The organism is Aestuariirhabdus litorea (assembly GCF_003864255.1).
GTDB lineage: Bacteria > Pseudomonadota > Gammaproteobacteria > Pseudomonadales > Aestuariirhabdaceae > Aestuariirhabdus > Aestuariirhabdus litorea.
The window spans coordinates 1,694,829-1,720,071 of the sequence record NZ_QWEZ01000001.1 but is presented as its reverse complement, the minus strand read 5'-3'; the positions used below and the strand labels follow the sequence as shown (position 1 = coordinate 1,720,071).

Below are 25,243 nucleotides of genomic sequence, written 5' to 3'. Positions count from 1 at the left end.
GAACGCTCTTTTTTTGAGAGTGGTTGTTTTGTTAAGTTGTTGATATATATGAATATCTATTCTTGGGTATGCATTTTGCTTTAGTGGGCTAGGGAGCGATTTTTTGTCGCTGACCTTTTGAGCATCCTCTGGAGTCAGTAATGCCCGCACCACTCAAACAGACAGAACGACCTCTCTCCCCGGCCAGGGGCGTGTCGTCCATGATCAAGGCGTCCTCCCCCCGTGGCGGAGTCACGGTGGAGCAGGGCGCTGGGACCGATTTTGCCCAGTCTATCGGTCGTTTGATGCAGCCCATTCAGTCCCGGGAGGAGCTCGAGTCGGCGTTCCGTCAGTTCAACCAGATGTCGGAACAGCTGGAGGACTCCTACCGAATGCTGGAGGGGCGCGTACAGTCCCTGCAGCAGCAGCTGGCTTCGGAGAGCGAGCAACGGGTTCAGGAGTTAACGGAAAAGCAGCAGCTGGCTGGTCAGCTGGAGAGTCTTCTCGACCTCTTGCCAGCCGGCGTGGTGGTACTGGATGGCAAGGGCCGGGTGCGCCGCAGTAACCCGGCCGCGGCGGATCTGTTGGGCGAGCCCCTTGAGGGCGAACTGTGGCGGGATATTATTCAGCGCTGCTTTGCTCCCCGGCGAGGTGACGGCCACGAGGTCTCCCTCAAGGATGGGCGCCTGGTGAGCGTGGCTTTGCGCTCCCTTGAGCAGGAACCCGGTCAACTGATCCTGATTACCGACCTGACGGAAACCCGGCGCTTACAGCAGCAGTTGAGTCGTCATGAGCGTCTTTCTGCCATGGGTAAAATGGTGGCATCACTGGCCCACCAGATTCGTACGCCCCTCTCCTCGGCCATGCTCTATGCGGGGCACCTGGCCGAAGCTGATCTCGGCATCGAAAAGCAGCAGCGCTTCGCCGGTAAATTGATGTCCCGTTTACGCAACCTGGAGCAGCAGGTGCGGGATATGCTGATCTTTGCCCGTGGTGAGCTGCCGCTTTCCGACCTGATCGATGTACGGCAACTGGTCCAGGAGATTCGTCAAAGTGCCGAAACGGTGATCGAGGTGTCGTCGTCAACGCTTCAATGGTCATTAGGGTGTCGCCCAACGGTTCAGATCTACTGCAATCGCGATGCGTTGGTCGGCGCGATACAGAACCTGATCAACAACGCTGTGGAAGCCTCCGCCGAGGGGGCTGATATCCGGGTCGCGCTGATGCAGCAAGCTGACCAGCTGCACATTGAGGTCCGTGATAAGGGCCCCGGATTTGATCAGCAAACCCAACAGCTTTTGGAAGAACCCTTTTACTCAACCAAGCCCAAAGGAACCGGGCTTGGGATTGCCGTAGTGCGCTCCATTGCCAGAGCCCACCAGGGCAGTTTCAGTATCAACTCGAAGCCGGGGGAGGGGACCTGCGCCAGGGTGAGCCTACCGATTAAACAGGAGGCCGGTGACCTACCCCAGGAGACCTCCTCGAAGGAGAATGTACTATGACCGCAGCCCGTATTTTGGTAGTTGAGGACGATCGCGACCTGCGCGAAGCCCTGCTCGATACCCTGGAGCTGGCCGATTACGATGCCAGCGCCGCCGACTGTGCTGAAGAGGCGATCAAACGGCTGATGCTGTCCCACTTTGATATGGTCATCAGTGACGTCAACATGCCGGGCATGGATGGCCATGACCTGCTGGCCCATATCAAGCGGGAGCACCCCCAGATTCCGGTGCTGTTGATGACCGCCTATGGCAGCGTCAACCGAGCTGTTGATGCGATGAAAGAGGGTGCGGTCGATTATCTCCTCAAGCCCTTTGAGCCCAAAGCCCTGTTGGCCCTGCTCAAGCGGGTACTGGTGGGTGAGGCGGGTTCCGATGCGGACCAGCCGGTGGCCGTTGAAGAGAGCAGCCAACAGGTACTGGCCCTGGCCCGGCGCGTGGCAGCGTCTGATGCGACGGTGCTGATCTCCGGCGAAAGCGGGACCGGTAAAGAGGTGCTGGCGCGTTACATTCATCAGAACTCAGGCCGCGCCGGAAAGGCCTTTGTGGCCATCAACTGTGCGGCTATTCCTGAGAATATGCTGGAAGCGACCCTGTTTGGTCATGAAAAGGGAGCCTTTACCGGTGCCTATAACAGCGCGCCGGGCAAGTTTGAGCTTGCGGATGGTGGCACCATTTTGCTGGACGAGATCTCGGAGATGGACCTGGGATTGCAGGCCAAGCTGCTGCGGGTGCTTCAGGAGCGTGAGGTTGAGCGGGTGGGGGGGCGTAAAACCCTGTCATTGGACGTGCGGGTGATCGCCACCACCAACCGCGATATGGCCGGTGAAGTCGCACGCGGACGGTTCCGGGAGGATCTGTACTATCGCCTCTGTGTGTTCCCTGTCCAGTGGTTGCCTCTGCGCGAGCGCACCGCGGATATTGTCCCCCTGGCGCGTCGCTTGATTCAGGTGCACAGCGACAAGATGCGCAAACCCGCTCCCCAGCTCGACGACTCTGCTTGCACCGCTTTGCTGGTTCATCAGTGGCCCGGTAATGTGCGGGAGCTGGATAATGCGGTTCAGCGCGCGCTGATACTCCAGCAGGGCAGCTCAATCACGGCGGCGGACCTTTGCCTGCCGGGCCAGGGCGGGCTGGTATTTCCATCGCCCAGGGTGCCGGTGGCGGACATGAACCCCGTTAACACCAGTGCCGCTGCGTTTCCCTCAATGCCAACGGCGGCGCCTGAGCCGGCAGTGCCTGTGGGCGACCATCAGGGCGTCGGCCTGGGGGAGGATATGAAAAGCCACGAATTCCAGGTCATCCTCAATGTCCTGCGCGATCAAAGGGGGCGGCGTAAGGAAGCGGCCGAAATCCTTGGTATCAGCGCTCGTACCCTGCGATACAAACTGGCCAAGATGCGGGAGGCGGGTTTCGACCCCGACTCAGCCATCGCCTGCTAGTTAACCCCCTATATCACCACTCCTGCCAGACCGGGCCCCTGCGGGCCCGGCGTAACAGCATTGTGCTGTTGCCTTCGGCAGCCGACCGCTCCCGACTCCTCCCGGCGGCCGCTTTCTACCTGCCTGAATCCTGTTTTTGACCTTGCTGCAGGTTTTGGCCTGCTTTATGCATTTTAGTGTGTAACGCCCCTGAATCGACAACATACCGTCGCTTCAGGGGGGGTGGCCTCCACTTGAGGTGGGTGGCTAGCCAGAAAAATGGCAGTCAAGCCGGACAGGGCTTCACAAGGTCAAGGTTAAGGAGAGGTGGGATGTCGCAACCTATTGAAATGAGCCGAATGATGCTGGAAATGCGCTCCATGCAGGCGGAGGCGCAATCTCGGATCCAACCCGCAATGCCCTCACTGAGTGAGCTGGGCAGTGCCAGGGAGGTCAACAAGGTACCCGATTTCGCTGAGCTCTTTAAAACAGCGATCGACTCCGTCAACGGCCAGCAGCAGACCGCCAACCAGATGCGCACAGCGTTTGAGCGCGGTGATGCGGGCGTCGATCTTCCCGATGTGATGATCGCGGCGCAAAAGGCCAGCATCTCCTTCCAGGCGATGTCGGAAGTGCGCAATAAGCTTGTAAACGCCTACGAAGAAATTATGAAAATGCCGGTCTAAGGCATTGGTGACAAGGTATCAATATGGCAACCGCAGCGACTGAAACAGGACAGGATGTAATGGCCAAAGGCGGAGCAGGGAGCAGTGACCTGTTCTCCTCTCTGGGAGATCTGAGCGTCATACGGCAGGTGGGGCTGATGATAGGCCTGGCCGCCAGCGTGGCGGTTGGTTTTGCCGTTGTGCTTTGGACCCAGCAGCCCGATTACCAGCCCCTTTACGGCAATCTGCAGGACTTTGACTCGGCCCAGGTGGTGCAGTCGCTTCAGGAGAGCAATATCCACTACCGGATTGAGCCCAATACCGGAGCGATTCTGGTCGCCGCTGAAGAGATCGCCAAGGCGCGCATGACCCTGGCGGCGGCGGGTATTACCGGGGATCGAACCATCGGTATGGAGCTGCTGGATAAGGAGCAGGGGCTGGGAACCAGCCAGTTTATGGAGAACGTGCGCTATCGCCGGGGACTCGAAGGCGAGTTGGCACGGACCATCGCCAGTCTTTACAACATTCGCAATGCGCGAGTGCACCTGGCCATTCCCAAACGCTCGGTATTTGTGCGCGACCCGCGTAAGCCGAGCGCCTCTGTTTTTGTTGAGCTCTACGGAACCCGGGGGCTGGCGCCACAGCAGGTTACCGCGATCATGAACCTGGTCGCCTCCAGTGTGCCGGAGATGTCGAGCGAAGAGGTGACGGTGGTCGACCAGAATGGCACCTTGCTGTCGGTGGTGGATAACGAGAAGGAAGCACAGCTGAAGCAGGCCAATCGCCAGCTTGAGTACACCAAGAAACTGGAAGATACCCTGGCGCGCCGGGTCCACAATATCCTGACCCCCGTTCTGGGAACCGGTAACTATCAGACCGAGGTGTCTGCCAGCGTCGACTTTACGGCGGTGGAACAGACCTCTGAGCAGTACAATCCCGATGCGCCGGCGCTGCGAAGCGAGCAGGTTCTCGATGAGCTGCGCACCGGTTCAAAGGCGCAGGGGGGGATTCCCGGTGCGCTCTCCAACCAGCCTCCCGGTGAGGTTTCAGTGCCCGAGCAGGTAGAGGGGGGCGACGCAGCCGGACAGGCGGCGGCTCGCCAGGACTCCCGCTCACGTGCCGCGCGAAATTTTGAACTCGACAAGACCATCAGTCATACCCGCTTCCAGCAGGGAAGCATCCGCCGCCTGTCAGTGGCCGTGGTGATCAATGATTTGACCGAGGTGAACCCGGAAACCGGCGAAGTGACCCGAATTCCCTGGAGTCAGAGTGACCTCGATCGCTTTACCCTGCTGGTCAAGGATGCCGTAGGCTTTGATGTGTCCCGTGGCGACAGTGTGAATGTGATCAACTCGGCCTTCCGCGCCGAGCCCGAAGAGCAGCTGCCAGAGATCCCTTTTTACACCGAGCCCTGGTTCTGGGAGGTCGCGAAACAGGTGGCAGGTGGGTTGTTCCTGTTGATTCTGCTGTTTGGTTTCGTGCGGCCTATGATCAAAAATATCATGAACTCCGGTGGTGGTAGCCGCGGTGACTCTGTCAGTGCCGAGGACCTGGATGCCCTGGATGCGGCCAGTGGTGGCGAGTCGGGGTTGGGTGATGATCGCGTTACCCTGAGCGGCGCCGGCGGTATACTATTACCGGGTCCGCACGAAGGGTATGAGCAGCAGCTTAATGCCGTCAAGGGGCTGGTGGCCGAGGATCCGGGCCGCGTGGCGCAGGTAATCAAACAATGGGTAGCGGATGATGAGTAATCCAGTTCCAGCAGCAGCAACCGATCCGGTTGTCAGCAACCCTCTGGAGGTTGCCACCAAAATGGGAGGTGTCCAGCGCTCTGCCATCTTCCTGATGAGCCTGGGTGAAGCCGATGCGGCGGAAGTGCTCAAGCACATGGGGCCCAAAGAGGTTCAACGGGTCGGTGCTGCCATGGCGCAGATGGAAAATATCAACCGCTCCCAGGTGGACTCCGTACTGCGCTTTTTTATCGAAACCGCACGTAACGAAACCGGCCTGGGGGTGGGTGTCGATGGCTATATCCGCAACATGCTCACCCAGGCGTTGGGAGAGGACAAGGCCAGTGGCCTGATTGACCGTATTTTGCTGGGCGGCAACACCACCGGGCTGGACACCCTCAAGTGGATGGAGCCCCGAGCCGTAGCCGACGTCATTCGTTATGAGCACCCCCAAATCCAGGCGATTGTGGTGGCCTATCTCGACTCTGACCAGGCGGCTGAAATTCTCGGTTATTTTGACCCCAAGGTGCGCCTGGATATCCTGCTTCGTGTGGCCGGTTTGACGACTGTCCAGCCTGCGGCTCTGCAGGAGCTGAATAATATTTTGGAGCGCCAGTTCTCCGGTCGCAGCGGATCCCAAACCACCACCATGGGTGGGGTGAAAGTGGCAGCAGACATTATGAACTTTGTGGATAGCTCCATCGAAGGCCAGCTGATGGATGCCATCAAAGAGGTGGATGAAGATCTCTGTACCCAGATTGAAGACCTGATGTTCGTGTTCGATAACCTGGCCGATGTCGATGACCGCGGTGTCCAGGCGCTGCTGCGTGAGGTCTCTTCCGATGTGCTGATCCTGGCTCTGAAAGGGGCCGACGAAAAGGTTAAGGACAAAATCTTCAAAAATATGTCCAAGCGTGCCTCCGAGCTGCTTATGGATGACCTGGAAGCCAAAGGTCCGGTCCGCATCAGCGAGGTTGAGACGGCGCAGAAGGAGATTCTTACTATCGCCCGCCGTATGGCGGAGTCGGGTGAGATCGTGCTGGGCGGTAAGGGTGGCGAGGAGATGGTCTAGGGTTGAGTTGTTGAGGCTGAGTTGTTGAGATTAGCGCTGCAGGTGACGGCAGCAGCACAGGCCGGGTTAGAGTGAGTAACGTGTTATGACCATTAAGAACTTTAGTCAGGAGTCCCTGATTCCGGCAGAGAAGTGCGGAGCTGTAAAGGCGGTGGCTTTTCCTGCTTTCACCAGGCCTCCCCATGTCGTCGAACGCCAGGGGGACGCCGAGGAGAGCCCGTCAGGTTTTCGGCGCACTCGGTCAACACCCCAACAGCCCATTACCGAGCCGGCCGCCGAAGCCGCTTCCCTGACCCTTGAGCAGCAGCTCCAGCAGGCGAAGGAGCAAGCCTACGTGGAGGGGTTCGCGGAGGGTAAGAAGGCGGGCTACGATGAGGGCTTTTTACTGGGTCGGGCCGATGGAGAGCGTGAGGGCGCCTCCGAGGGGCTGGCCCGGGCCGAGGAGGAGGCTCGCCAGCGCTTTGAGGCGCAGCTGGCTCGCCAGGGAAGCTTGTTGCGTGAGCTGAGCCGCCAGCTGGTGAGTCCCGTTGCCGAGCAGGATGAAGCGATCACCCGTGCCCTTGCCGAGATGTCCCTGTCGATTGCCCGCGAAGTGATTCAGCGCGAGCTGGCCACCGATTCCTCGCAGATGGAGGCGATCTGTCGCGAGGCGATACTGCTCCTGCCACTGGAAAGCGGCACGGTACGCCTCTATATCCACCCCCAGGATCAGCCGATTGCGAAAAAACTGAGTGAAGAGCTGGAGGGGAGCTGGCAGATTATTCCGGATTCGCAGATGCTGCCGGGGGGCTGTCGTATCGAGACCCAAAACAGCCTTGTCGACGTATCGGTGGAGAACAAGCTTCGCCTTATCGCGCAACAGGTGGCTGAGCAGCACCTTCACACCCATGCCCAGACCAACCAGCAGGAGCAGGAGGCCCTCGACCAGGTAGAACAGACACTGGAGCAGACGGCACAACCTGTTGCAACTGCTGGTGCGCCGGAGAGTGGCGTCGAGCAGGCTGATAATGACGACGCAGAGGGCTCAGAGCCGTGAGCCGACCCGGGTTTGCCGAACGTCTGGAAAATTACCGGCGTGGGCTGAAAGCGGTCTCTGTTCCCCAGGTTGCCGGTCGTTTGACGCGTATGGTCGGGCTCACACTGGAGGCGGTGGGCTGTCGGGTATCGACCGGCAAACGCTGCCTGATAGAGACCCACGACGGAGGCTGTATCGAAGCCGAAGTGATGGGGTTTGACGGTACACGAATCTTCTTGATGCCCCTCGAAGCTGCTCCCGGGATACAGCCGGGGGCGCGGGTGATTCCGCTGGAGAGTGAAAGTCTTGTGCCCGTCGGCATGGGGTTGCTGGGCCGGGTGGTTAATGGTCTTGGCAAACCCCTGGATGGAAAGGGCGCACTGGACGCAGAGGATTATGTCCCCCTGGCGGGTGAAACCATTAACCCCCTGGGACGTCAACCGATCCACGAGCCGCTTGATGTGGGCATTCGTTCCATCAATTCGTTGCTCTCGGTAGGGCGCGGCCAGCGCCTCGGCCTGTTTGCCGGTAGTGGGGTGGGCAAGAGTGTGCTGCTGGGGATGATGACCCGCTTTACCCAGGCGGATGTGACGGTAGTGGGCCTGATCGGAGAGCGGGGTCGAGAGGTCAAGGAGTTCATTGAGGAAACGCTGGGTGAGGAGGGGCTGGCACGCTCGGTGGTGGTAGCCTCACCCGCCGATGATTCACCGGTGATGCGTTTGCGGGGGGCCATGCTTTGCACCCGCATTGCAGAATACTATCGGGACCAGGGTAAGAGTGTGCTGCTGTTGATGGACTCCCTGACCCGCTATGCCCAGGCCCAGCGTGAGATTGCACTGGCCGTGGGAGAGCCGCCGGCTACCAAGGGTTATCCACCGTCGGTGTTTGCCAAGCTCCCGCAACTGGTTGAGCGGGCCGGTAATGGTGCTAGCGGCAGCGGTTCAATTACGGCGTTTTACACGGTTCTTGCCGAGGGGGATGACCAGCAGGACCCGATTGCAGACGCCTCGAGGGCGATTCTGGATGGCCATGTTGTGTTGTCGAGGCGCCTGGCTGAAGCGGGTCACTACCCTGCGATTGATATAGAAGCCTCCATCAGTCGGGCCATGCCCCAGATCGTCTCCGATGAACATCTGGCGCTGGCGCAAAAATTCAAGCAGATCTACTCGGTCTACGAGAAGAACCGCGACTTGATCTCCATTGGCGCTTACACTTCAGGAAGCGACCCTGTTATCGACGATGCGATCAGCCGTAATCCGGTTATGCGGAGTTTTCTGCAACAGGGCTTGCGCGAAAGTTTGACCTTTGAAGACAGCCTGGGCGGTTTGCACACGGTGATGGGGAACTGAGATCGGACCGATCTTTTCGCTGCCCTGAGCGGGGCAGGCTCGTTTGGGGCTGGAATAGGAGAGTGGCATGAAACGATCCGCGCGAATGGATACCGTTCTACGGGTCACCAGCGCTGACGAGGAGAAGGCGGCCAAGCTGTTCCAACAGATCCATGCGCGCCTGCAGGCCGAGCAGCGAAAGCTTGAGCAACTGGAATCCTATCAGCTTGAGTATCAGCAGCAGGCCCGTGAGGGGCGCGCTGTCAGTGTCCATCAACTGCAGCAGATGTCACTTTTTATCTGCAAGCTCGCTGAGGCGGTGAAAGAGCAGAGGGCTCAGGTTGAGCGGGTGTCCCAGCATATGCTGCATCTGCGCCAGCAGTGGATATCGGCTCGGGGGAGAACCTTGAGCATCACTCAGTTACGAGAGAACTACCTGGCTGAGGAGCGGCGTTGGGAAGATATGCGCGAACAGAAGGAGATCGATGAGCTGGTGAATAACCGCAGCGCCCGGTCCATCAATAACGCCTGATTTCCTGCCGCCGACCAGTGTGCTGTTATTTCCCTTCGGGTCTCTTTTTTTACCTTCTATCCCACGTTTGAGGTTTTGGCCTGCATATTGCTATCTCAGGGTGTAACCCGAAAGTGAGTATCATGTTATGCAAAACGGAACCGCACTTATATCCTTCAACAGCACCTTGCCAGCGACTGATTCGTCAGCGGCAAATGTGGTGGCTGGCTTGCCCGGAAGCTTGGAGTCGGTCACTTTCAGTCCGACCCAACTGTCTGATTTAAAACAAAATATTAAAGATATGCTGGCGCCTGAGATGTTCCAGCAGTATTTTCCCGAGGGGGTGGAGGGCTTGACCGACAGTCAGTTCGCAGAACTGCTGGAGCAGCTTCCTCCCTTCGTGCAGCAGGCTCTGTATGCGCTGCAGGGCGGCAACGCTTTGCCGCTGCCCCTGCCGGGATTGCCGGATGAGGAGGCCGCCACCAGCGATGAAGAGCCCGAGCGGGTGGTGGATCTGGCAAACCCCGATGCCTATGCGGGCCCTGCCGCCAGCGTCAGTTCTGTGAGCGCTTCACTGGAGCTGGAGACGGATAATGACGCACCTGCCTGGCTTCAAGTACTGCGCCCATTACAGGGGCGGCAGGAGGTCGCAGCAGGTGCGGTCGCTGATCCCCGAGGGGCGCTAAGCATGGCGGCACTGGATAGCTCCCAGGAATCATCACCCCCACCCTCCGGAGAGCTGTCAGCACTTCTGCAACGCACCTTGAAGGGAGACAAGCTGGCGCTGGACGCTGACTTTAAACCGACGGAGGGGCTCTCTACAGCCGCGCCGGTGGAGACCAATGTTGTCCCCATTGCCAATGGCTACGCAGTCCAAACCCGGGAGGTCCAGCCCGGGGGGCAACAGCAGTTGGTCACTGAGATCACACAGACCGTGGGCACCGCTCGCTGGGGCGAGGCGGTGATGGACAAGGTGATGTGGTTGAGCAGCCAGAATGTTCAGTCTGCCCAGATTCGCCTTGACCCGCCCGATTTGGGTCCGCTGGAGGTGAAGATCAATATTAACAGCGACCAGGCCAGTGTGGTGTTCACCAGCAACCATGTTCAGGTGAGGGATGCGCTGGAGCAGCAGCTGGCGCGGCTACGAGAGATGTTTGATCAACAGGGTATGCAGCTGGTGAATGTGGATGTATCGGATCAGAACCTTGCGCAGCAGAACCAGAGAGAGGCCCAGGATCCCGATGCGCTGGCGGCAGAGTCCTCATCCGGCATGGGGAGCGATGGCGAGGAGCAAGCTGAAGGGGAGCTTCAGGTAACGGCTGTAAAAGGGCTGGGGCTGGTGGACTACTACGCCTGAGCAGGCTCTGCCAGGTCGCGAGTCGGGGGTGAGGGGATTCTCACCCCCCTTTTTTTATGGGCTCGGGGCGCGTTACCCGGACAACCCTCCAGCTTCGTGCGCACCTTCATCGGCCCCTCTGTCTGGGGTTGTGTCTTGCCTGCAGCGGCTGCGCTGGTAACTCCGCTGTCTTCACTTTAGAATTTGACCGTTCGCAATGCCCGACGCTCTGGCTGAGGGCCTCATCCAAGCGCAAAGCTTATACTCAAATAATTAGATTGGCTCAACTCTTGCAGATATGGACGGTGTTGAGACCGTACGACGGATAATTGACATGGCGAAAGACGATCAGGAAGAAACACAGGATGTAGCCGAAGAGCAGGCGGCTGGCAGTAAAAAGAAGCTTATTCTCTTTTTGGTGCTATCGATCGTGCTGTTAGCTGGTGTCGGTGGAGGTACAACCTATTTTCTGCTGGTGGATAGCGATGACAGCGAGCAGCTGGAAGGGGGGGAAGAGAGTTCGGCTGGGTCAACCCTGGCGGAAGCCCACTACCTTGAGCTGACGGAGCCGTTTATTGTCGATTTTAATGTCGAGGGCAAGCAGCGATTCTTACAGCTTTATATTACTGTGATGGCACGGGATACAGAGGTACTTGATGTGCTGGAAACCCATATGCCGCTCGTACGTAACAACCTTAATTTGCTGATTGGGCGCCAGGAGTTTGAAGGGCTGTCCACCAGTGAGGGAAAACAGAAGCTCAAGGACGAGGCGCTCACCTCGGTGCAGGAGCTAGTAAAAGCTGAAACTGGCGATGATGCCGTCGAGGCGATACTGTTCACCAATTTTGTCATCCAGTAGCTGGTAAAAGCGTTCGCTGGGAAGGACTCACTGTGCAAGACCTATTATCACAAGACGAAATTGATGCCCTGTTACATGGGGTGGATGATGGAGACGTCGATACTGAAACGGATTCATCCCCCGATGGCATAAAATCCTATGACCTGACCAGTCAGGATCGTATTGTGCGTGGGCGCATGCCGACGCTCGAGATGATCAATGAGCGCTTTGCCCGTTATACCCGTATTAGCATGTTCAACATGCTAAGGCGCAGTGCCGATGTGGCGGTCGGTGGTGTACAGGTGATGAAGTTTGGCGAGTATGTGCACAGCCTTTATGTACCGACCAGCCTTAACCTTGTGAAGGTAAAACCCTTGCGGGGCACCTCCCTCTTCATCCTTGACGCAAAACTGGTGTTTAAGCTGGTGGATAATTTTTTTGGCGGAGAGGGGCTCCATGCAAAAATTGAGGGGCGTGAATTTACTCCCACAGAGAACCGGGTTGTACAGTTGGTTCTGGATCAGGTGTTTATTGATCTCAAGGAGGCTTGGGGGCCTGTCCTCAAAGTCGACTTCGAGTATGTTAACTCCGAAGTAAACCCGGCCCTGGCCAATATTGTCAGTCCCAGTGAAGTGGTTGTGGTGAGTACCTTTCATATTGAGCTGGATGGGGGCGGTGGCGATATGCACGTTACCCTGCCTTACTCCATGATCGAGCCAATTCGAGAGGTGCTCGATGCCGGAGTTCAGAGTGATGTGGATGATCGGGATGAGCGCTGGATTCGCTCCCTGCGCGAAGAGATCATGTCGGCACGAGTAGACCTGTCTGCGACGGTTGTCGATAGGGAACTGACGCTGCGAGAGGTCATGAAAATGAAACCGGGGGATATTATTCCGGTAGAGATGCCCGAATACATCGTGCTTCAAGCCAACGGGATACCAACCTTTAAAACCAAGTTGGGTATATCCCGGGATAACCTGGCCTTGCAGATACTCAGCGCGATAGAGCGTCCCAAATAGGGAGAGGAGGGGAGTATGGCGGACAGTGACGACAACAAAGAATTGGAGTCCTCTGGGCAAACAGAGGGTCAGGAATCCATGAGTGACGAAAACATGAGTGAAGGCAGTATCGATGATCAGGCGCTGGCTGATGAGTGGGCGGCAGCGTTGGAGGAGTCCGGGGATGCCGGTAGTCAGGAGGATATCGACGCCCTCCTCAATGAGGCTGAAAAACCGGCACCAGCCGTGATGGAGCAGCTGTCCGAACCCAGTGATGCGCCTCGCGCCTTTGCTGGCAGTGAGGATGGCCCAAACCTGGATGTGATTCTGGATATCCCGGTCACGATCTCCATGGAGGTCGGGGGAACGGATATCACTATCCGCAACCTGTTGCAGCTTAACCAGGGGTCTGTGATCGAACTCGATCGTTTGGCCGGTGAGCCTCTCGATGTGCTGGTGAACGGTACCCTGATTGCCCACGGCGAGGTGGTGGTGGTGAATGAGAAGTTTGGTATTCGACTCACCGATGTGGTGAGTCCATCCGAACGCATCAAGAAGCTGAAGTGATGATAAAGGTCGTTGGCCTGGTAATAGGGACCGCCCTGGCCGGTTCGGCCCTGGGGGTCGAGGAGGTCAAGCGGGCGGCACCGCCGGAGGTGATGTCGGCCGCTTCGCTGATGCAGGTGGCAGGTGGACTGCTGTTGGTGGTGGGGTTGATCTTCCTGATCTCCTGGCTGTTACGCAGGGTGAATGGTATCAATGCCGGCCATGGTGGAAAGATGAAGGTACTGGCCGGTATTGCCCTGGGTCCCAGGGATCGACTGGTGTTGGTGCAGGTGGGGGACAAACAGATCTTGCTGGGTGCCTCCCCCGGGCGGATCAACTGCCTGCATGTGTTCGACGACCCGGTTATTGAACCGGGCGAGCCTGCTACCGGAGAGTTTGCCCGCAAGCTGCAGGAGATGGTGCACCGGGGGAACCTGTCGTGAGGTGGTTGCTGGCGCTGTTGCCGCTTATCGCATTGGTCATGCCATCCAGTGCCCTGGCCGAGACGCCGCTGGGCATTCCTGCTCTGACCGTCACCACGGGGGCCAATGGAGAACAGGAGTACAGTGTAACCATCCAGATCCTGGTGATCATGACGGTGCTGACCCTGCTGCCAGCCATCGTCATGATGATGACCTCATTTACCCGTATTATCATCGTTTTCTCGATTCTTCGGCAGGCACTGGGCTTGCAGCAGACCCCTTCAAACCAGGTTCTTCTCGGGTTATCGCTGTTCCTCTCCTTTTTCATCATGACGCCGGTATTGGATGTGGCCAACGAGCAGGCATTGCAGCCTTACCTGAAGGAGGAGATCGGCTCGCTGGAAGCCCTGCAAAGAGCCTCGGCCCCTTTCCGTGATTTTATGTTGGCCCAGACCCGGGAGTCCGACCTGGATCTGTTTGTTAAAATCTCGGGTAAAACCGATATTCCCTCGGCCCAGGAGGTGCCATTCAATATTCTGGTGCCGGCTTTTGTGACCAGTGAACTGAAAACAGCGTTCCAGATCGGCTTTATGCTGTTTATTCCCTTTTTGATTATCGACCTGGTGGTTGCCAGCGTATTGATGGCGATGGGTATGATGATGCTGTCGCCCTTGATCGTATCCCTGCCTTTCAAGATTATGCTGTTTGTCCTGGTCGACGGTTGGGCGATGGTGATCGGCACCATGGCCGCCAGTTTTGGAGTGTAGCCATGACTCCAGAAATGGCGGTCGACCTGTTCCGTGATGCACTCTTTATTATTGTGCAGATGGTGGCGATCATCGTGGTTCCCAGTCTGATCGTTGGTTTGATGGTGAGTGTGTTTCAGGCGGCAACCCAGATCAATGAACAAACCCTAAGTTTCCTGCCGCGTCTGTTGGTGACCCTGATCACCATTATGCTTGCAGGCCCCTGGTTGTTGGCCAAGCTAATGGACTTTTTCAACAACCTGATGGCCGCCATTCCATTGATGATCGGGTAGCCCGGTGATCGAGCTTTCCACAGAGGCGATCAGCGGCTGGATCAGTCACCTTATGTGGCCGCTGTTTCGTATTGCCAGTCTGCTGATGGTGATGCCCATCATTGGTACCCAGCTGGTGCCCATGCGGGTTCGCCTGCTACTGGCGATTTCCATTACCGCATTGGTCGCTCCTTTACTGCCCGCTATGCCCGAGGTGGATGTGCTATCGGCACGCTCCTGGGTGATTACCGCCCAACAGGTTCTTATCGGTAGCCTGATGGGGTTTGTGTTGCAGCTCTTTTTCCACACCTTCGCCCTGGCCGGACAAATGATCGCGATGCAGATGGGATTGGGTTTTGCGTCATTGAATGACCCGGCCAATGGCGTTAACGTCGCCGCCGTCGGTCAGTTGTACCTGATGTTGGTGACGCTGCTGTTTCTTGCCATGAACGGCCACCTGGTGGTCATTCAGGTGGTGGTGGACAGCTTCACGACCCTGCCGGTAGGGCAGTTTTTCCCGATAGACAGCCTGTATGAGATCACCCTCTGGTTCAGCTGGGTGTTTGGTAGTGCCTTGCTGATCGCCATCCCCGCCATGAGCGCACTGCTGATTGTTAACCTCACCTTCGGGGTGATGACCAAGTCGGCGCCGCAGCTCAACGTCTTCGCTCTTGGCTTCCCCATGACCCTGGTGTTTGGCTTGTTTATCCTTTGGGTCGCAGTGTCGGGCTTTTTGGCTCAGTACTCGCAAATGGCCGAATCGGCACTCTTTGTGCTTAGAAACCTGGTCGGCGTCCAATAGTTGACGGTCGATTAAGGGAAAGAGAACACCATGGCAGAAGAGCAGGACAGCAGTCAGGATCGATCGGAAGAGCCCACGGAGAAACGGCTCCGTGATGCCCGTGAGGAGGGGCAGGTTCCGCGATCCAAGGAGCTGACCACCATGCTCCTGCTGCTGGTCGGAAGCGGTAGCCTGTTTGCCTCGGCGTCCCTGATTGGTGGCAATATGGGGTCGGTGATGCGTTTCAATTTCACCCTCGAGCGCGAAGCGATGTTCGACCCCTCGCTGATGCTACAGCACCTGGGCGTCTCGCTGGTGGAGGCGACCACCTCCCTGATCCCCTTCTTTATCGCCATGATGCTGGTCTCCCTGTTGAGTCCGTTGGCGCTGGGGGGCTGGCTACTCAGCGCCAAGGCCCTGATGCCAAAGTTCAGCCGCATGGATCCCATCAAGGGGCTGAAGCGGATGTTTTCTGCCAAATCCCTGGTTGAGCTGGTGAAGTCGATCGCCAAAGTGGCGGTGGTGGCTACGGTGTCGATTTTCGTACTGCTCTCCTATCAGGAGGACTTTCTGGGGATGGGCAAGGAGGCGATACCCCAGGCGATCGCCCATGGTTTGTCGGTGCTGGGTTGGTCGGTGATGGGGATGAGCGCCAGCCTGGTACTGATTGCAATCATCGATATTCCCTTCCAGATTTGGGACCACCGCAAGCAGTTGATGATGACCAAACAGGAGGTCAAGGACGAGTATAAAAACACCGAGGGTAAGCCCGAGGTGAAAGGGCGTATCCGCCAGTTGCAGCGCGAGATGGCTGAGCGGCGCATGATGGCTGATGTGCCCAAGGCGGATGTGGTGATTACGAACCCCACCCACTTTGCAGTGGCGGTCAAGTATGATGCCAGCAAGGCGGAGGCCCCCTATGTTCTGGCCAAAGGGGTGGAGGAGGTCGCCTTCAAGATTCGTGAGATTGCCGAGGCCCACGATGTCACCGTCATCGAAGCGCCGACGCTGGCGCGGGCCATCTACTTTACTACGCGCATCAGCCAGCAGATTCCAGCTGGCCTCTATGTGGCCGTTGCCCAGGTCCTGGCTTACGTCTTCCAGCTCCGTCGCTACCGCGACGGGGTCGGTGACAAGCCGCAGATGCGTCCGGAGTTCCCGGTTCCCGGGGAGCTGCAGCGCGATACAGAGGGTAACCCTGTCGATCGCGAGCAGGACTAGATTCCACCCATCCCAGGGCTATTTTTTTGCTGTGTGCTGCTGCATAGGCAAAACAGGTAAACTTTTTGCATAAGGCTCTCCAGTGCCATAAATACGTCAGGGTATTGACGAACGATAGGTGGGGAGCCCAGTGGATAGAGCAGCAGTATTAGGCAACATGAGAAGCATCGGTCAGGGCAGCCTCGGGGTTCCCCTGCTGTTACTGGTAGTGCTGGCGATGATGACTCTGCCGGTGCCGCCCTTTCTGCTGGATGTACTCTTCACCTTTAATATCGCCCTGGCCCTTGTCGTTCTTCTGGTCAGTGTCTATGCGCTGCGCCCTCTCGATTTTGCCGTTTTCCCGACCATTCTTCTGGTAGCGACCCTCTTGCGTCTGGCCCTCAATGTGGCTTCAACCCGGGTGGTGCTCTTGCACGGCCATTCCGGTGGGGATGCCGCCGGTAAGGTAATTGAGGCCTTTGGTGAGGTGGTGATCGGGGGTAATTACGTCGTCGGTCTGGTGGTGTTTGCGATCTTGATGATCATCAACTTTGTGGTGGTCACCAAGGGTGCCGGCCGTATCTCCGAGGTGAGTGCGCGGTTCACTCTGGATGCTATGCCCGGTAAGCAGATGGCGATTGATGCGGATCTGAATGCCGGCTTGATCCAGCAGGATGAGGCCCGGGCCCGTCGCCAGGAGGTGGGGCAGGAAGCGGATTTCTATGGTTCCATGGATGGTGCCAGCAAATTTGTTCGCGGTGATGCGGTTGCCGGATTGCTGATCCTGTTTATCAACATCATCGGGGGGTTGGGGATCGGGATGGCCCAGCATGGGCTGAGTTTTGATACGGCGCTCCAGAACTACTCCCTGCTCACCATCGGTGACGGCCTGGTTGCCCAGATTCCCTCGCTGCTGCTCTCTACCGCGTCGGCCATTATGGTCACCCGGGTTTCCGACTCCAAGGATATGGGCCACCAGATTACCCAGCAGATGTTCGCCACCCCCAAGGCGCTGGCGGTTGCTGCGGCGATCCTGTTGATCATGGGCTCCGTCCCCGGTATGCCCCATGTCGCTTTTTTGGGTTTGGGTTTGCTGGCAGCCGGCGGGGCCTGGTTGATCTACCGCAAGAAGCAGAAAGGGGATGAGAGCGCGGCCAATGCCGAGCAGCAGAAAGTGATGCTCGAGCAGCAGCAGCTGGAGGAGAAGCGCTCAACCGAGACCCGAGAGCTGGGCTGGGATGATGTGACCCCCGTCGATATGGTGGGACTTGAGGTGGGCTATCGCCTCATCCCCCTGGTCGATAAGACCCAGGGCGGGGAGCTGCTCGGACGGATCAAGGGGGTACGCAAAAAGCTTTCACAGGAGCTGGGCTTTCTGGTGCCCTCGGTGCATATCCGTGACAACCTGGACCTGTTGCCAAACGTCTATCGCATTACCTTGATGGGGGTCACCATCAGCGAGGCAGAGGTCCATCCCGATCGGGACCTGGCAATTAACCCGGGCCAGGTGTTTGGCACCCTGCAGGGCATTGAGGGTAAGGATCCCGCTTTTGGTCTGGATGCGGTGTGGGTTGAGCGCAGTCAGCGTGAGCGCGCGCAAACCCTGGGTTATACCGTGGTGGATGCTTCCACTGTGGTGGCCACCCACCTCAACCAGGTCATGAGTAAACATGCCCACGAACTGCTGGGTCACGAAGAGGTTCAGCAGCTACTGGACCTGCTGGGCCGTCAGTCACCGAAACTGGCCGAGGATCTGGTACCGAACAAGGTAACGGTGAGCACCTTGCTGAAAGTGCTGCAAAACCTGCTGCTGGAGCGGGTCTCCGTGCGCGATATTCGTACGATCGCCGAAGCGCTGGCGGATCAGGCCGGTAAGAGTCAAGATCCTGTCGCTTTGACCGCGGTGGTGAGGGTGGCCCTGGCACGCTCAATCGTACAGGGCATCGTGGGTCTGGAGCCCCAGATCCCGGTAATTACCCTGGATCCAAGTTTGGAACAGATATTGCTACAGTCTGTACAGCAAGCGCGGCAAAGTGGCGCGGCGGCTGATGAAGGTGTGGTGCTGGAGCCGGGAATGGCGGAACGATTGCAACAATCTCTGGTGTCGGTAGCGCAAAAGCAGGAGTTGGCGGGTAAACCGGTTGTGTTGCTGGTAGCCGCTCCCATCAGGCCTCTGTTGGCACGCTTTGCACGTTACAGTGTGACTTCGATGCATGTGCTCTCCTACCAGGAGATCCCGGATAACAAGCAGATCACTATCGAAGGAACGGTTGGGCAGTAATCAGGTGCCGGGCATGGGCCCAGACAATAACCGATGCTTTATGCAGGTAAAACGAGATGAACATTAAACGCTACTTTGCTTCCGATATGAGACAGGCCATGAAGCTGGTTAAGGATGATCTTGGCGATGATGCCGCCATCCTCTCCCAGCGCCGGGTTGCTGGTGGGGTTGAGGTGTCGGCAGCGGTCGACGCCAGTTTGCCGCGTAGCGAGGCCTTTGGCAGTGCTGGCGGGAGCAGGGGGCTGGATAAGGCCCTGGCTGATGCCCGCAGAAAGGTGGTGGCCGCCGAGCATGGCCTGGGTGACGCAGAGGCGGAGCTTCCTCGAATTGGTGAAGCCAGTGTGGCGACAACCGATGCCATGCGTCAGACGCTTAAGTCGCTGCAGCAGGGCCGTCACAGCGCCCCCGTTCAAGCCGAAGCGCAACCTGACTCCCGTTCACAGGGCGGGGCGCAGCAGCAGGCGCTCGAGTCGATGCGCGATGAACTCAATAACATGAAGGAGTTGCTCCAGCAGCAGCTGGGCAGTGTCGCTTGGGGGCAGTTTGTGGAGCGCTCTCCCCAGCAGGCGATGTTCTGGCGCCGGCTTTCCGGCATGGGCCTGTCAGCCGACCTGTGTAAACAGCTGTTAGCCGTGGTTGAGCCCGGTATGCCGGCAGCCCACAACTGGCGGCAGGTACTTGCCGCACTCTCCCGGCAGCTATCCACCACCCAAAAGAACCTGGTGATGGAGGGGGGGATCTTCGCCTTTATCGGTCCTACCGGCTCTGGCAAGACGACAACCATCGGTAAGCTGGCCACCCAGTATGTGCTGGAGCATGGTCCGGAGCAGGTGGCACTGGTAACCACTGACTGCTACCGGGTAGGGGCAGCGGAACAGATCAAGGCCCTTGGGCGCATCCTGAATGTAACGGTGCGGGTTGTTGACAACCCCCGCCAGCTGCAGCCGACCCTGGACGGGCTGAGCCGCAAAGCACTGGTTTTGATCGATACCGCTGGTTTGCATCATCAGGACCCCAATCTGGCACTACAATTAGGCATGCTCAATGAGGTGCGCCCGATGGTTCGAAGTCTTCTGGTACTGGCCTGCACCAGCCAGCAACAGGTCATGCGAGCGGCTTACCATACCTACGGTGGTGCAAGGCTGGTCGGAACCGTCTTTACCAAGGTGGATGAGGCTACCAGTTTGGGGGAGGCGATCAGCCTGGTGTGCGAGCATGGGCTGCCGGTTTCCTATGTTGCCGATGGGCAGCGTATTCCTGAGGATATCAGTCAGGCGAGGGCCCATGGCCTGATCAGCCGGGCGGTTGCCATTTCGGATCAGCTGCCTGCAGATGATGAAAAAATGATCGGTTCTTTCGCCCTTAGCCGAGGCGGTGCAAACCACTACTCGGCGCGCTATGTAAGTTGATCTATTGAGGATAGAATGGGGCAGCAAGTGGCTGATATAAATGGAATCCAGCGGGTGTTAGCAGCCGCGAGCGTGTACATGAGGGTGAAATCAATCTATGGCTAGTCGACAACCCGTGCAGGTGATTGCGATAACTGGCGGCAAAGGGGGCGTCGGCAAGACCAATGTATCGGTCAATGTGAGTATCGCCCTGGCCGAGATGGGGCGCCGGGTAATGCTGCTGGACGCCGACCTGGGGTTAGCCAACGTAGACGTATTGCTGGGATTGTCTGCCAGCAAGAACCTGGCTGATGTGATGGCGGGTCGTTGTGATCTCAGAGATATATTGCTCAATGGCCCCGGCGGCATAAAAATCATCCCCGCCTCATCCGGCACCCAGTCGATGACTGAGCTGAGCCCTCAGCAGCATGCCGGAATGATCAGCGCTTTCAGTGACCTCAGTGGTCAGCTCGATGTATTGATCGTCGACACCGCGGCGGGGATCTCCGATAACGTCGTGAGCTTTGTCCGTGCGGCCCAGGAGGTGGTACTGGTGGTGACCGATGAGCCGACCTCCATCACCGATGCCTATGCGCTGATCAAACTGTTGAACCGGGATTATAATATGATGCGCTTCCGCATCGTGGCCAATATGGTTCGTACTCCTCAGGAGGGTAGAAACCTCTACAATAAACTGGTTAATGTGACGGACCGTTTCCTCGATGTGGCGCTACAGTATATGGGCGCAGTGCCCTTTGATGAGTCGGTGCGTAAGTCCGTACAGCGGCAGAAAGCGGTGCTTGAGGCCTACCCTCGCAGTAAAGCGGCGCTGGCGTTAAAGGCTTTGGCTCAAAAAATCGATGCGCTCCCCATGCCCTCAACCTCTCGGGGGCACCTCGAGTTCTTTGTTGAGAGCTTGGTGGTGGGGGAGCATGGAGTGTAACGATGGTAGCCGTTCCAGAAGGATTTGGTATGTATACCAACAATCAGGCGGAGTCGTTGAATGTTCTGGTTGAGCGCCATGCTCCCCTGGTAAAACGTATTGCGCATCACCTGGCCGCTCGACTGCCGTCAAGTGTTCAGGTGGATGACCTGATTCAGTCTGGCATGATCGGATTGCTGGAGTCCGCCCGTAAATATGACGGCAGCAAAGGGGCTGCGTTTGAAACCTATGCCGGTATTCGCATTCGCGGTGCCATGCTGGATGAGATTCGAAAAGGGGATTGGGTACCCCGTTCCGTGCATCGCAATAGCCGTCGAGTCTCCGAGGCTGTCAAAGCGGTCGAGGCCCGCTTAGGGCGTGACGCTAAAGATAATGAGATTGCGGCCGAATTACAGGTTAGTGTGGGTGAATATCATGCCATGTTGCATGACTCAATGGGGGGGCACCTATTCAGCTTTGACGACCTGATCGATAGTGACGACACGCAGCAGGAGGCGGCTTTAGCCTCCCTGGATGTCTCGCTACCCCATGAGGGCGTTATGGCGGACAGGTTCCGGGAGTCCCTGGCTGAGGCCATTAGCACCCTGCCGGACCGTGAGCAACTTTTGCTCTCTCTCTATTACGATGAGGAGCTGAACCTGAAAGAGATTGGAGCTGTTCTTGGTGTCAGTGAATCAAGGGTTAGCCAACTCCATAGCCAGTCGGCGCTAAGGCTTAGGTCGCGACTTAAGGGGTGGAGTTCGGATTCGGAGTAATCCTTTCATTCACCAACTAGACTTGTAGAATACTGTGTTTTGACAATACCAAAATTAGAGGTTTCACGGAGGCCGGTTTGGACAAAAACATGAAGATCCTCATCGTAGATGACTTTTCTACTATGAGGCGCATCATCAAGAATCTGCTGCGGGATCTGGGTTTTACCAATACGGCAGAGGCTGACGACGGTCAGACGGCACTACCGATGCTGCAGACGGGTGGTTTCGACTTTCTTGTCACGGACTGGAATATGCCGGGAATGACAGGGATCGATCTACTGCGAGCGGTTAGGGCTGATCCAAAGCTCAGTACGCTGCCGGTGCTGATGGTGACAGCGGAGGCCAAAAGGGACCAGATCATAGAGGCGGCGCAGGCTGGCGTTAATGGTTACGTGGTCAAGCCCTTTACCGCCCAGGCGCTCAAAGAGAAGATCGAAAAAATCTTTGAACGCGTCGATGCTGGTGGTTGATAAGGGCTTGATATGACGCTTTTTAATTACAACAGAGACAATGCCGAATTGGAATCTGACCTAAAAGTACAGGCGCAAAAGTTGGTTGAGTTGCTCGAGTCAGGGAATGTCTCTGGTGCGATCAATGTGATTCAAGACCTCAACGAGATGCGTGACCAGAGCCTCTACCTCGAGGTTGGCAGGCTGACACGGGCGTTGCACGAGTCGCTGATGAACTTCCATATTGACTCTGGCATTACCGGCGAGGATCAGGAGCAGATATCCCATATGGCGGATGCTTCGGATCGTCTTGATTACGTCACTAAAATGACTGAGAGCGCGGCCAACCGGACAATGGATATTGTCGAGGCGTGCGCCCCCATGGCATCCCAGCTGGGGATCGAGGCTAGGGAGTTAAGTCAGGAGTGGAAGCGTTTTACCAGCCGTCAAATGTCACCGGAGGAGTTCAGGGAGCTGTCCAAGCGCATTGCCCCTTTCCTGGAGGAGACTGAAAAACGCTCCACTGAGTTTGGCAACAGCCTGAATGAAATTCTTATGGCCCAGGACTATCAGGACCTGACCGGGCAGGTCATCAAGCGCGTGGTCAGCCTGGTGTCTGAAATCGAAGACAGCCTGGTTCACCTGGTGCGGATGGCTGGCAAGGTTGATGAAATTACGGGCATAGAGCACGAGGCACTATCTGCCAAGCCAGCCGCATCGAGTACCGAAGCGGAAGGCCCACAGATTAATAAAAAGCATCGGGATGATGTGGTCTCTGGGCAGGATGAGGTCGATGACCTTCTTTCCAGTCTAGGGTTCTAAGGAGCTAGGTATGAGTTTTGAGGTTGACGAAGAGATCTTGCAAGACTTTCTTGTTGAGGCAGGAGAGATTCTTGAACTGCTATCTGAGCAGCTGGTAGACCTTGAAAACCAGCCTGACGACAAGGAGCTGTTGAATGCAATCTTCCGCGGTTTCCATACGGTAAAAGGGGGCGCCGGATTTCTTTCCCTCACGCCCCTGGTAGAGTGTTGCCATATAGCCGAGAATGTTTTCGATATACTGCGCAACGGGCAACGGCAGGTCTCCCCTGAACTGATGGATGTTGTGCTGCAGGCACTGGATGCGGTAAATCTCATGTTCGGTGAGGTGCGTGAACGCGAGGAGCCAACACCCGCTGACCCCGAGCTTTTGCGGCAACTTGCGCTGATGGCCACCCCTGACACAGGCACTTCCGAGCCGGCGCCGAGCGCAGCAGCGCCTGAGCCTCAGGTGCCAGCACAGCCCGATACTTCGGCAACCACCAACGAGTCCGGTGCCGGAGGCGATATCAGTGATGATGAATTTGAGCAGCTTCTGGACGCACTCCACGAAGCCCCTAAGGATACGGCTCCAGCGCCTGAGCCTTCCGCTTCATCCAGTGATGAGATTACCGATGATGAGTTTGAGGAGCTGCTGAATAAACTCCACGGGGATAAAAAGATTGGTGCCAGTGCGGCACCTGCTGCAACGCCAGCAGCAGGGGCTGCGCCTGGCAATAGCGATGAGATCACCGATGATGAGTTTGAAGCGCTTCTGGACCAGTTGCACGGTGGCGGGGCCCCAAGCGGCGTGGTAGAAAGAGCATCAGCGCAAGCTGCCTCATCGGCCCAGGCACCTACGCCACCTGCAGGGGGCGCGGCTGAAGGTGACAATATCTCGGACAAGGAGTTTGAGGATCTTTTGGATCAACTCCACGGTAAGGGTAAGGGGCCTGCTGCCGCTGCAGCCACCTCTCAGCCGGTGACGCCAGCCCCAGCCCAGCCCAAACCGGCCGCCGCTGCGAAACCGTCGGTGGCCAAGCCCGCCGCACCGGTAAAAGCCAAAGAACCGCCGCCAGCTACTGAAACCACGGTACGGGTTGATACCTCACGGCTGGATGACATCATGAATATGGTGGGCGAGCTGGTGCTGGTAAGAAACCGGCTGGTCCGTATAGGCGCCAGTAATGGCGATGAAGCGCTATCGAAGGCGGTCGCAAACCTGGATGTGGTGACGGGTGACCTGCAGTTATCGGTAATGAAAACCCGGATGCAGCCGATTAAGAAGGTGTTTGGTCGCTTTCCCCGCGTTGTGAGGGATTTGGCCAGGAACCTCAAGAAGGAGATTAACCTCCAGCTGGAGGGTGAGGATACGGACCTGGATAAAAACCTGGTAGAGGCGCTTGCCGACCCCCTGGTTCACCTCGTTCGTAACTCCGTGGACCATGGCATCGAGGCTCCTGAGGTCAGGGAGGCTGCAGGTAAGGATCGTAAGGGCAACGTTATCCTGGCCGCTGAACAGGAGGGGGATCACATACTGCTTTCCATCTCCGACGATGGTGCGGGTATGGACCCCAACAAACTGAGAGCCCTTGCAGTGGAGCGCGGTCTGTTTGACCAGGATGCGGCCGATCGCCTGTCGGATGCCGAATGCTTTAACCTTATTTTTGCCCCCGGGTTTTCGACCAAAAAGGAGATCTCAGATGTCTCTGGTCGAGGCGTGGGTATGGATGTGGTTAAGACCAAAATATCCCAGCTCAACGGCATTATCGATATTCAGTCCGAAGCCGGTAAAGGCACCACTATTTTAATCAAGGTGCCCTTGACGCTGGCTATCATGCCAACCCTGATGGTGATGCTTGGCCAGCAGGCTTTTGCGTTGCCGTTGGTGAGCGTGAATGAAATATTCCACCTCGATCTGTCAAAAACCAATGTGGTGGATGGACAGGAAGTGGTGATCGTGCGGGACAAGGCATTACCACTGTTTTACCTCAAGCGCTGGCTGGTTGATAACCGTATGGGGGGAAGTGTCGACGTAACGGAGGGGGAAGGAGAGGAGGCCCATGTGGTGATCGTCTCCGTGGGCACTCAACGGGTTGGCTTTGTAGTGGACCAGCTGGTCGGTCAGGAGGAGGTCGTCATCAAGCCCCTTGGGTCGATGTTGCACGGCACACCGGGCATGGCGGGTGCCACCATTACCGGGGATGGGCGAATTGCCCTGATCCTTGATGTACCCAGCATGTTGAAACGCTACGCACGCCGGATTTAAA

General features: G+C 57.4%; 24 protein-coding genes. All 24 read left to right on the top strand.

Features of this window, described 5'->3' with window-relative positions; all coding sequences use genetic code 11:
• Positions 1–200: 200 nt before the first annotated feature.
• The 24 genes from D0544_RS07925 (at position 201) to D0544_RS07810 (ending at position 25,242) form a co-directional block, all read left to right on the top strand.
• On the top strand, positions 201–1,481 hold the full coding sequence (locus D0544_RS07925; protein WP_165870553.1) for a sensor histidine kinase: 1,281 nt from the start codon (positions 201–203) through the stop codon (positions 1,479–1,481).
• Entirely contained in the window at positions 1,478–2,920 is a 1,443-nt protein-coding gene (locus tag D0544_RS07920) for a sigma-54-dependent transcriptional regulator (RefSeq protein ID WP_125015426.1), read from the top strand. Before D0544_RS07925 ends, D0544_RS07920 begins: the two co-directional genes overlap by 4 nt.
• Before the next feature lie 311 nt (positions 2,921–3,231).
• A complete protein-coding gene (fliE, locus tag D0544_RS07915; RefSeq protein WP_125015425.1) occupies positions 3,232–3,585 on the top strand; it encodes a flagellar hook-basal body complex protein FliE in 354 nt (117 codons plus the stop codon).
• A gap of 23 nt (positions 3,586–3,608) precedes the next feature.
• On the top strand, positions 3,609–5,315 hold the full coding sequence (gene fliF / locus D0544_RS07910; RefSeq protein WP_125015424.1) for a flagellar basal-body MS-ring/collar protein FliF: 1,707 nt from the start codon (positions 3,609–3,611) through the stop codon (positions 5,313–5,315).
• A gap of 61 nt (positions 5,316–5,376) precedes the next feature.
• Positions 5,377–6,366 (top strand): flagellar motor switch protein FliG, encoded by a 990-nt coding sequence (gene fliG / locus D0544_RS07905; protein WP_243647306.1) that lies wholly within the window; start codon positions 5,377–5,379, stop codon positions 6,364–6,366.
• Positions 6,367–6,451: 85 nt separating this feature from the next.
• A complete protein-coding gene (locus D0544_RS07900; protein WP_125015423.1) occupies positions 6,452–7,402 on the top strand; it encodes a flagellar assembly protein FliH in 951 nt (316 codons plus the stop codon).
• Entirely contained in the window at positions 7,399–8,730 is a 1,332-nt protein-coding gene (gene fliI / locus D0544_RS07895) for a flagellar protein export ATPase FliI (protein ID WP_125015422.1), read from the top strand. The genes D0544_RS07900 and fliI overlap by 4 nt, the downstream gene beginning before the upstream one ends.
• Positions 8,731–8,797: 67 nt before the next feature.
• Complete coding sequence (fliJ, locus tag D0544_RS07890) at positions 8,798–9,241, top strand: flagellar export protein FliJ (protein ID WP_125015421.1); 444 nt, start codon at positions 8,798–8,800, stop codon at positions 9,239–9,241.
• Positions 9,242–9,536: 295 nt separating this feature from the next.
• Entirely contained in the window at positions 9,537–10,577 is a 1,041-nt protein-coding gene (locus D0544_RS07885) for a flagellar hook-length control protein FliK (protein ID WP_207905794.1), read from the top strand.
• 313 nt (positions 10,578–10,890) lie between these two features.
• A complete protein-coding gene (locus tag D0544_RS07880; protein WP_164880867.1) occupies positions 10,891–11,415 on the top strand; it encodes a flagellar basal body-associated FliL family protein in 525 nt (174 codons plus the stop codon).
• Positions 11,416–11,447: 32 nt separating this feature from the next.
• A complete protein-coding gene (fliM, locus tag D0544_RS07875) occupies positions 11,448–12,413 on the top strand; it encodes a flagellar motor switch protein FliM (RefSeq protein ID WP_125015418.1) in 966 nt (321 codons plus the stop codon).
• Positions 12,414–12,491: 78 nt separating this feature from the next.
• Positions 12,492–12,959 carry a flagellar motor switch protein FliN gene (gene fliN, locus D0544_RS07870; protein ID WP_125015417.1) on the top strand — a complete coding sequence of 156 codons (468 nt, stop codon included), beginning with the start codon at positions 12,492–12,494 and terminating at the stop codon, positions 12,957–12,959.
• Complete coding sequence (fliO, locus tag D0544_RS07865) at positions 12,959–13,381, top strand: flagellar biosynthetic protein FliO (protein ID WP_125015904.1); 423 nt, start codon at positions 12,959–12,961, stop codon at positions 13,379–13,381. The genes fliN and fliO overlap by 1 nt, the downstream gene beginning before the upstream one ends.
• A 5-nt stretch (positions 13,382–13,386) precedes the next feature.
• A complete protein-coding gene (gene fliP, locus D0544_RS07860) occupies positions 13,387–14,127 on the top strand; it encodes a flagellar type III secretion system pore protein FliP (protein ID WP_424220783.1) in 741 nt (246 codons plus the stop codon).
• Positions 14,128–14,129: 2 nt separating this feature from the next.
• A complete protein-coding gene (fliQ, locus tag D0544_RS07855) occupies positions 14,130–14,399 on the top strand; it encodes a flagellar biosynthesis protein FliQ (protein ID WP_125015416.1) in 270 nt (89 codons plus the stop codon).
• 4 nt (positions 14,400–14,403) lie between these two features.
• Positions 14,404–15,180, top strand: a complete 777-nt coding sequence (gene fliR, locus D0544_RS07850) for a flagellar biosynthetic protein FliR (RefSeq protein ID WP_125015415.1) — start codon at positions 14,404–14,406, stop codon at positions 15,178–15,180.
• 30 nt (positions 15,181–15,210) lie between these two features.
• Positions 15,211–16,380, top strand: a complete 1,170-nt coding sequence (gene flhB, locus D0544_RS07845) for a flagellar biosynthesis protein FlhB (RefSeq protein WP_125015414.1) — start codon at positions 15,211–15,213, stop codon at positions 16,378–16,380.
• A 157-nt stretch (positions 16,381–16,537) separates the two neighbouring features.
• Positions 16,538–18,640 carry a flagellar biosynthesis protein FlhA gene (gene flhA / locus D0544_RS07840; protein ID WP_207905792.1) on the top strand — a complete coding sequence of 701 codons (2,103 nt, stop codon included), beginning with the start codon at positions 16,538–16,540 and terminating at the stop codon, positions 18,638–18,640.
• A gap of 56 nt (positions 18,641–18,696) precedes the next feature.
• Positions 18,697–20,049 carry a flagellar biosynthesis GTPase FlhF gene (gene flhF, locus D0544_RS07835; RefSeq protein ID WP_125015412.1) on the top strand — a complete coding sequence of 451 codons (1,353 nt, stop codon included), beginning with the start codon at positions 18,697–18,699 and terminating at the stop codon, positions 20,047–20,049.
• Positions 20,050–20,146: 97 nt separating this feature from the next.
• Positions 20,147–20,971 carry a MinD/ParA family protein gene (locus tag D0544_RS07830; protein WP_125015411.1) on the top strand — a complete coding sequence of 275 codons (825 nt, stop codon included), beginning with the start codon at positions 20,147–20,149 and terminating at the stop codon, positions 20,969–20,971.
• Positions 20,972–21,000: 29 nt separating this feature from the next.
• Entirely contained in the window at positions 21,001–21,726 is a 726-nt protein-coding gene (locus D0544_RS07825; protein ID WP_125015410.1) for an RNA polymerase sigma factor FliA, read from the top strand.
• A gap of 89 nt (positions 21,727–21,815) precedes the next feature.
• Positions 21,816–22,196 carry a chemotaxis response regulator CheY gene (locus D0544_RS07820; RefSeq protein WP_207905791.1) on the top strand — a complete coding sequence of 127 codons (381 nt, stop codon included), beginning with the start codon at positions 21,816–21,818 and terminating at the stop codon, positions 22,194–22,196.
• An 81-nt stretch (positions 22,197–22,277) separates the two neighbouring features.
• Positions 22,278–22,997, top strand: a complete 720-nt coding sequence (locus tag D0544_RS07815) for a protein phosphatase CheZ (RefSeq protein ID WP_243647265.1) — start codon at positions 22,278–22,280, stop codon at positions 22,995–22,997.
• 10 nt (positions 22,998–23,007) lie between these two features.
• Entirely contained in the window at positions 23,008–25,242 is a 2,235-nt protein-coding gene (locus D0544_RS07810; protein WP_125015407.1) for a chemotaxis protein CheA, read from the top strand.
• Position 25,243 lies beyond the last annotated feature (1 nt).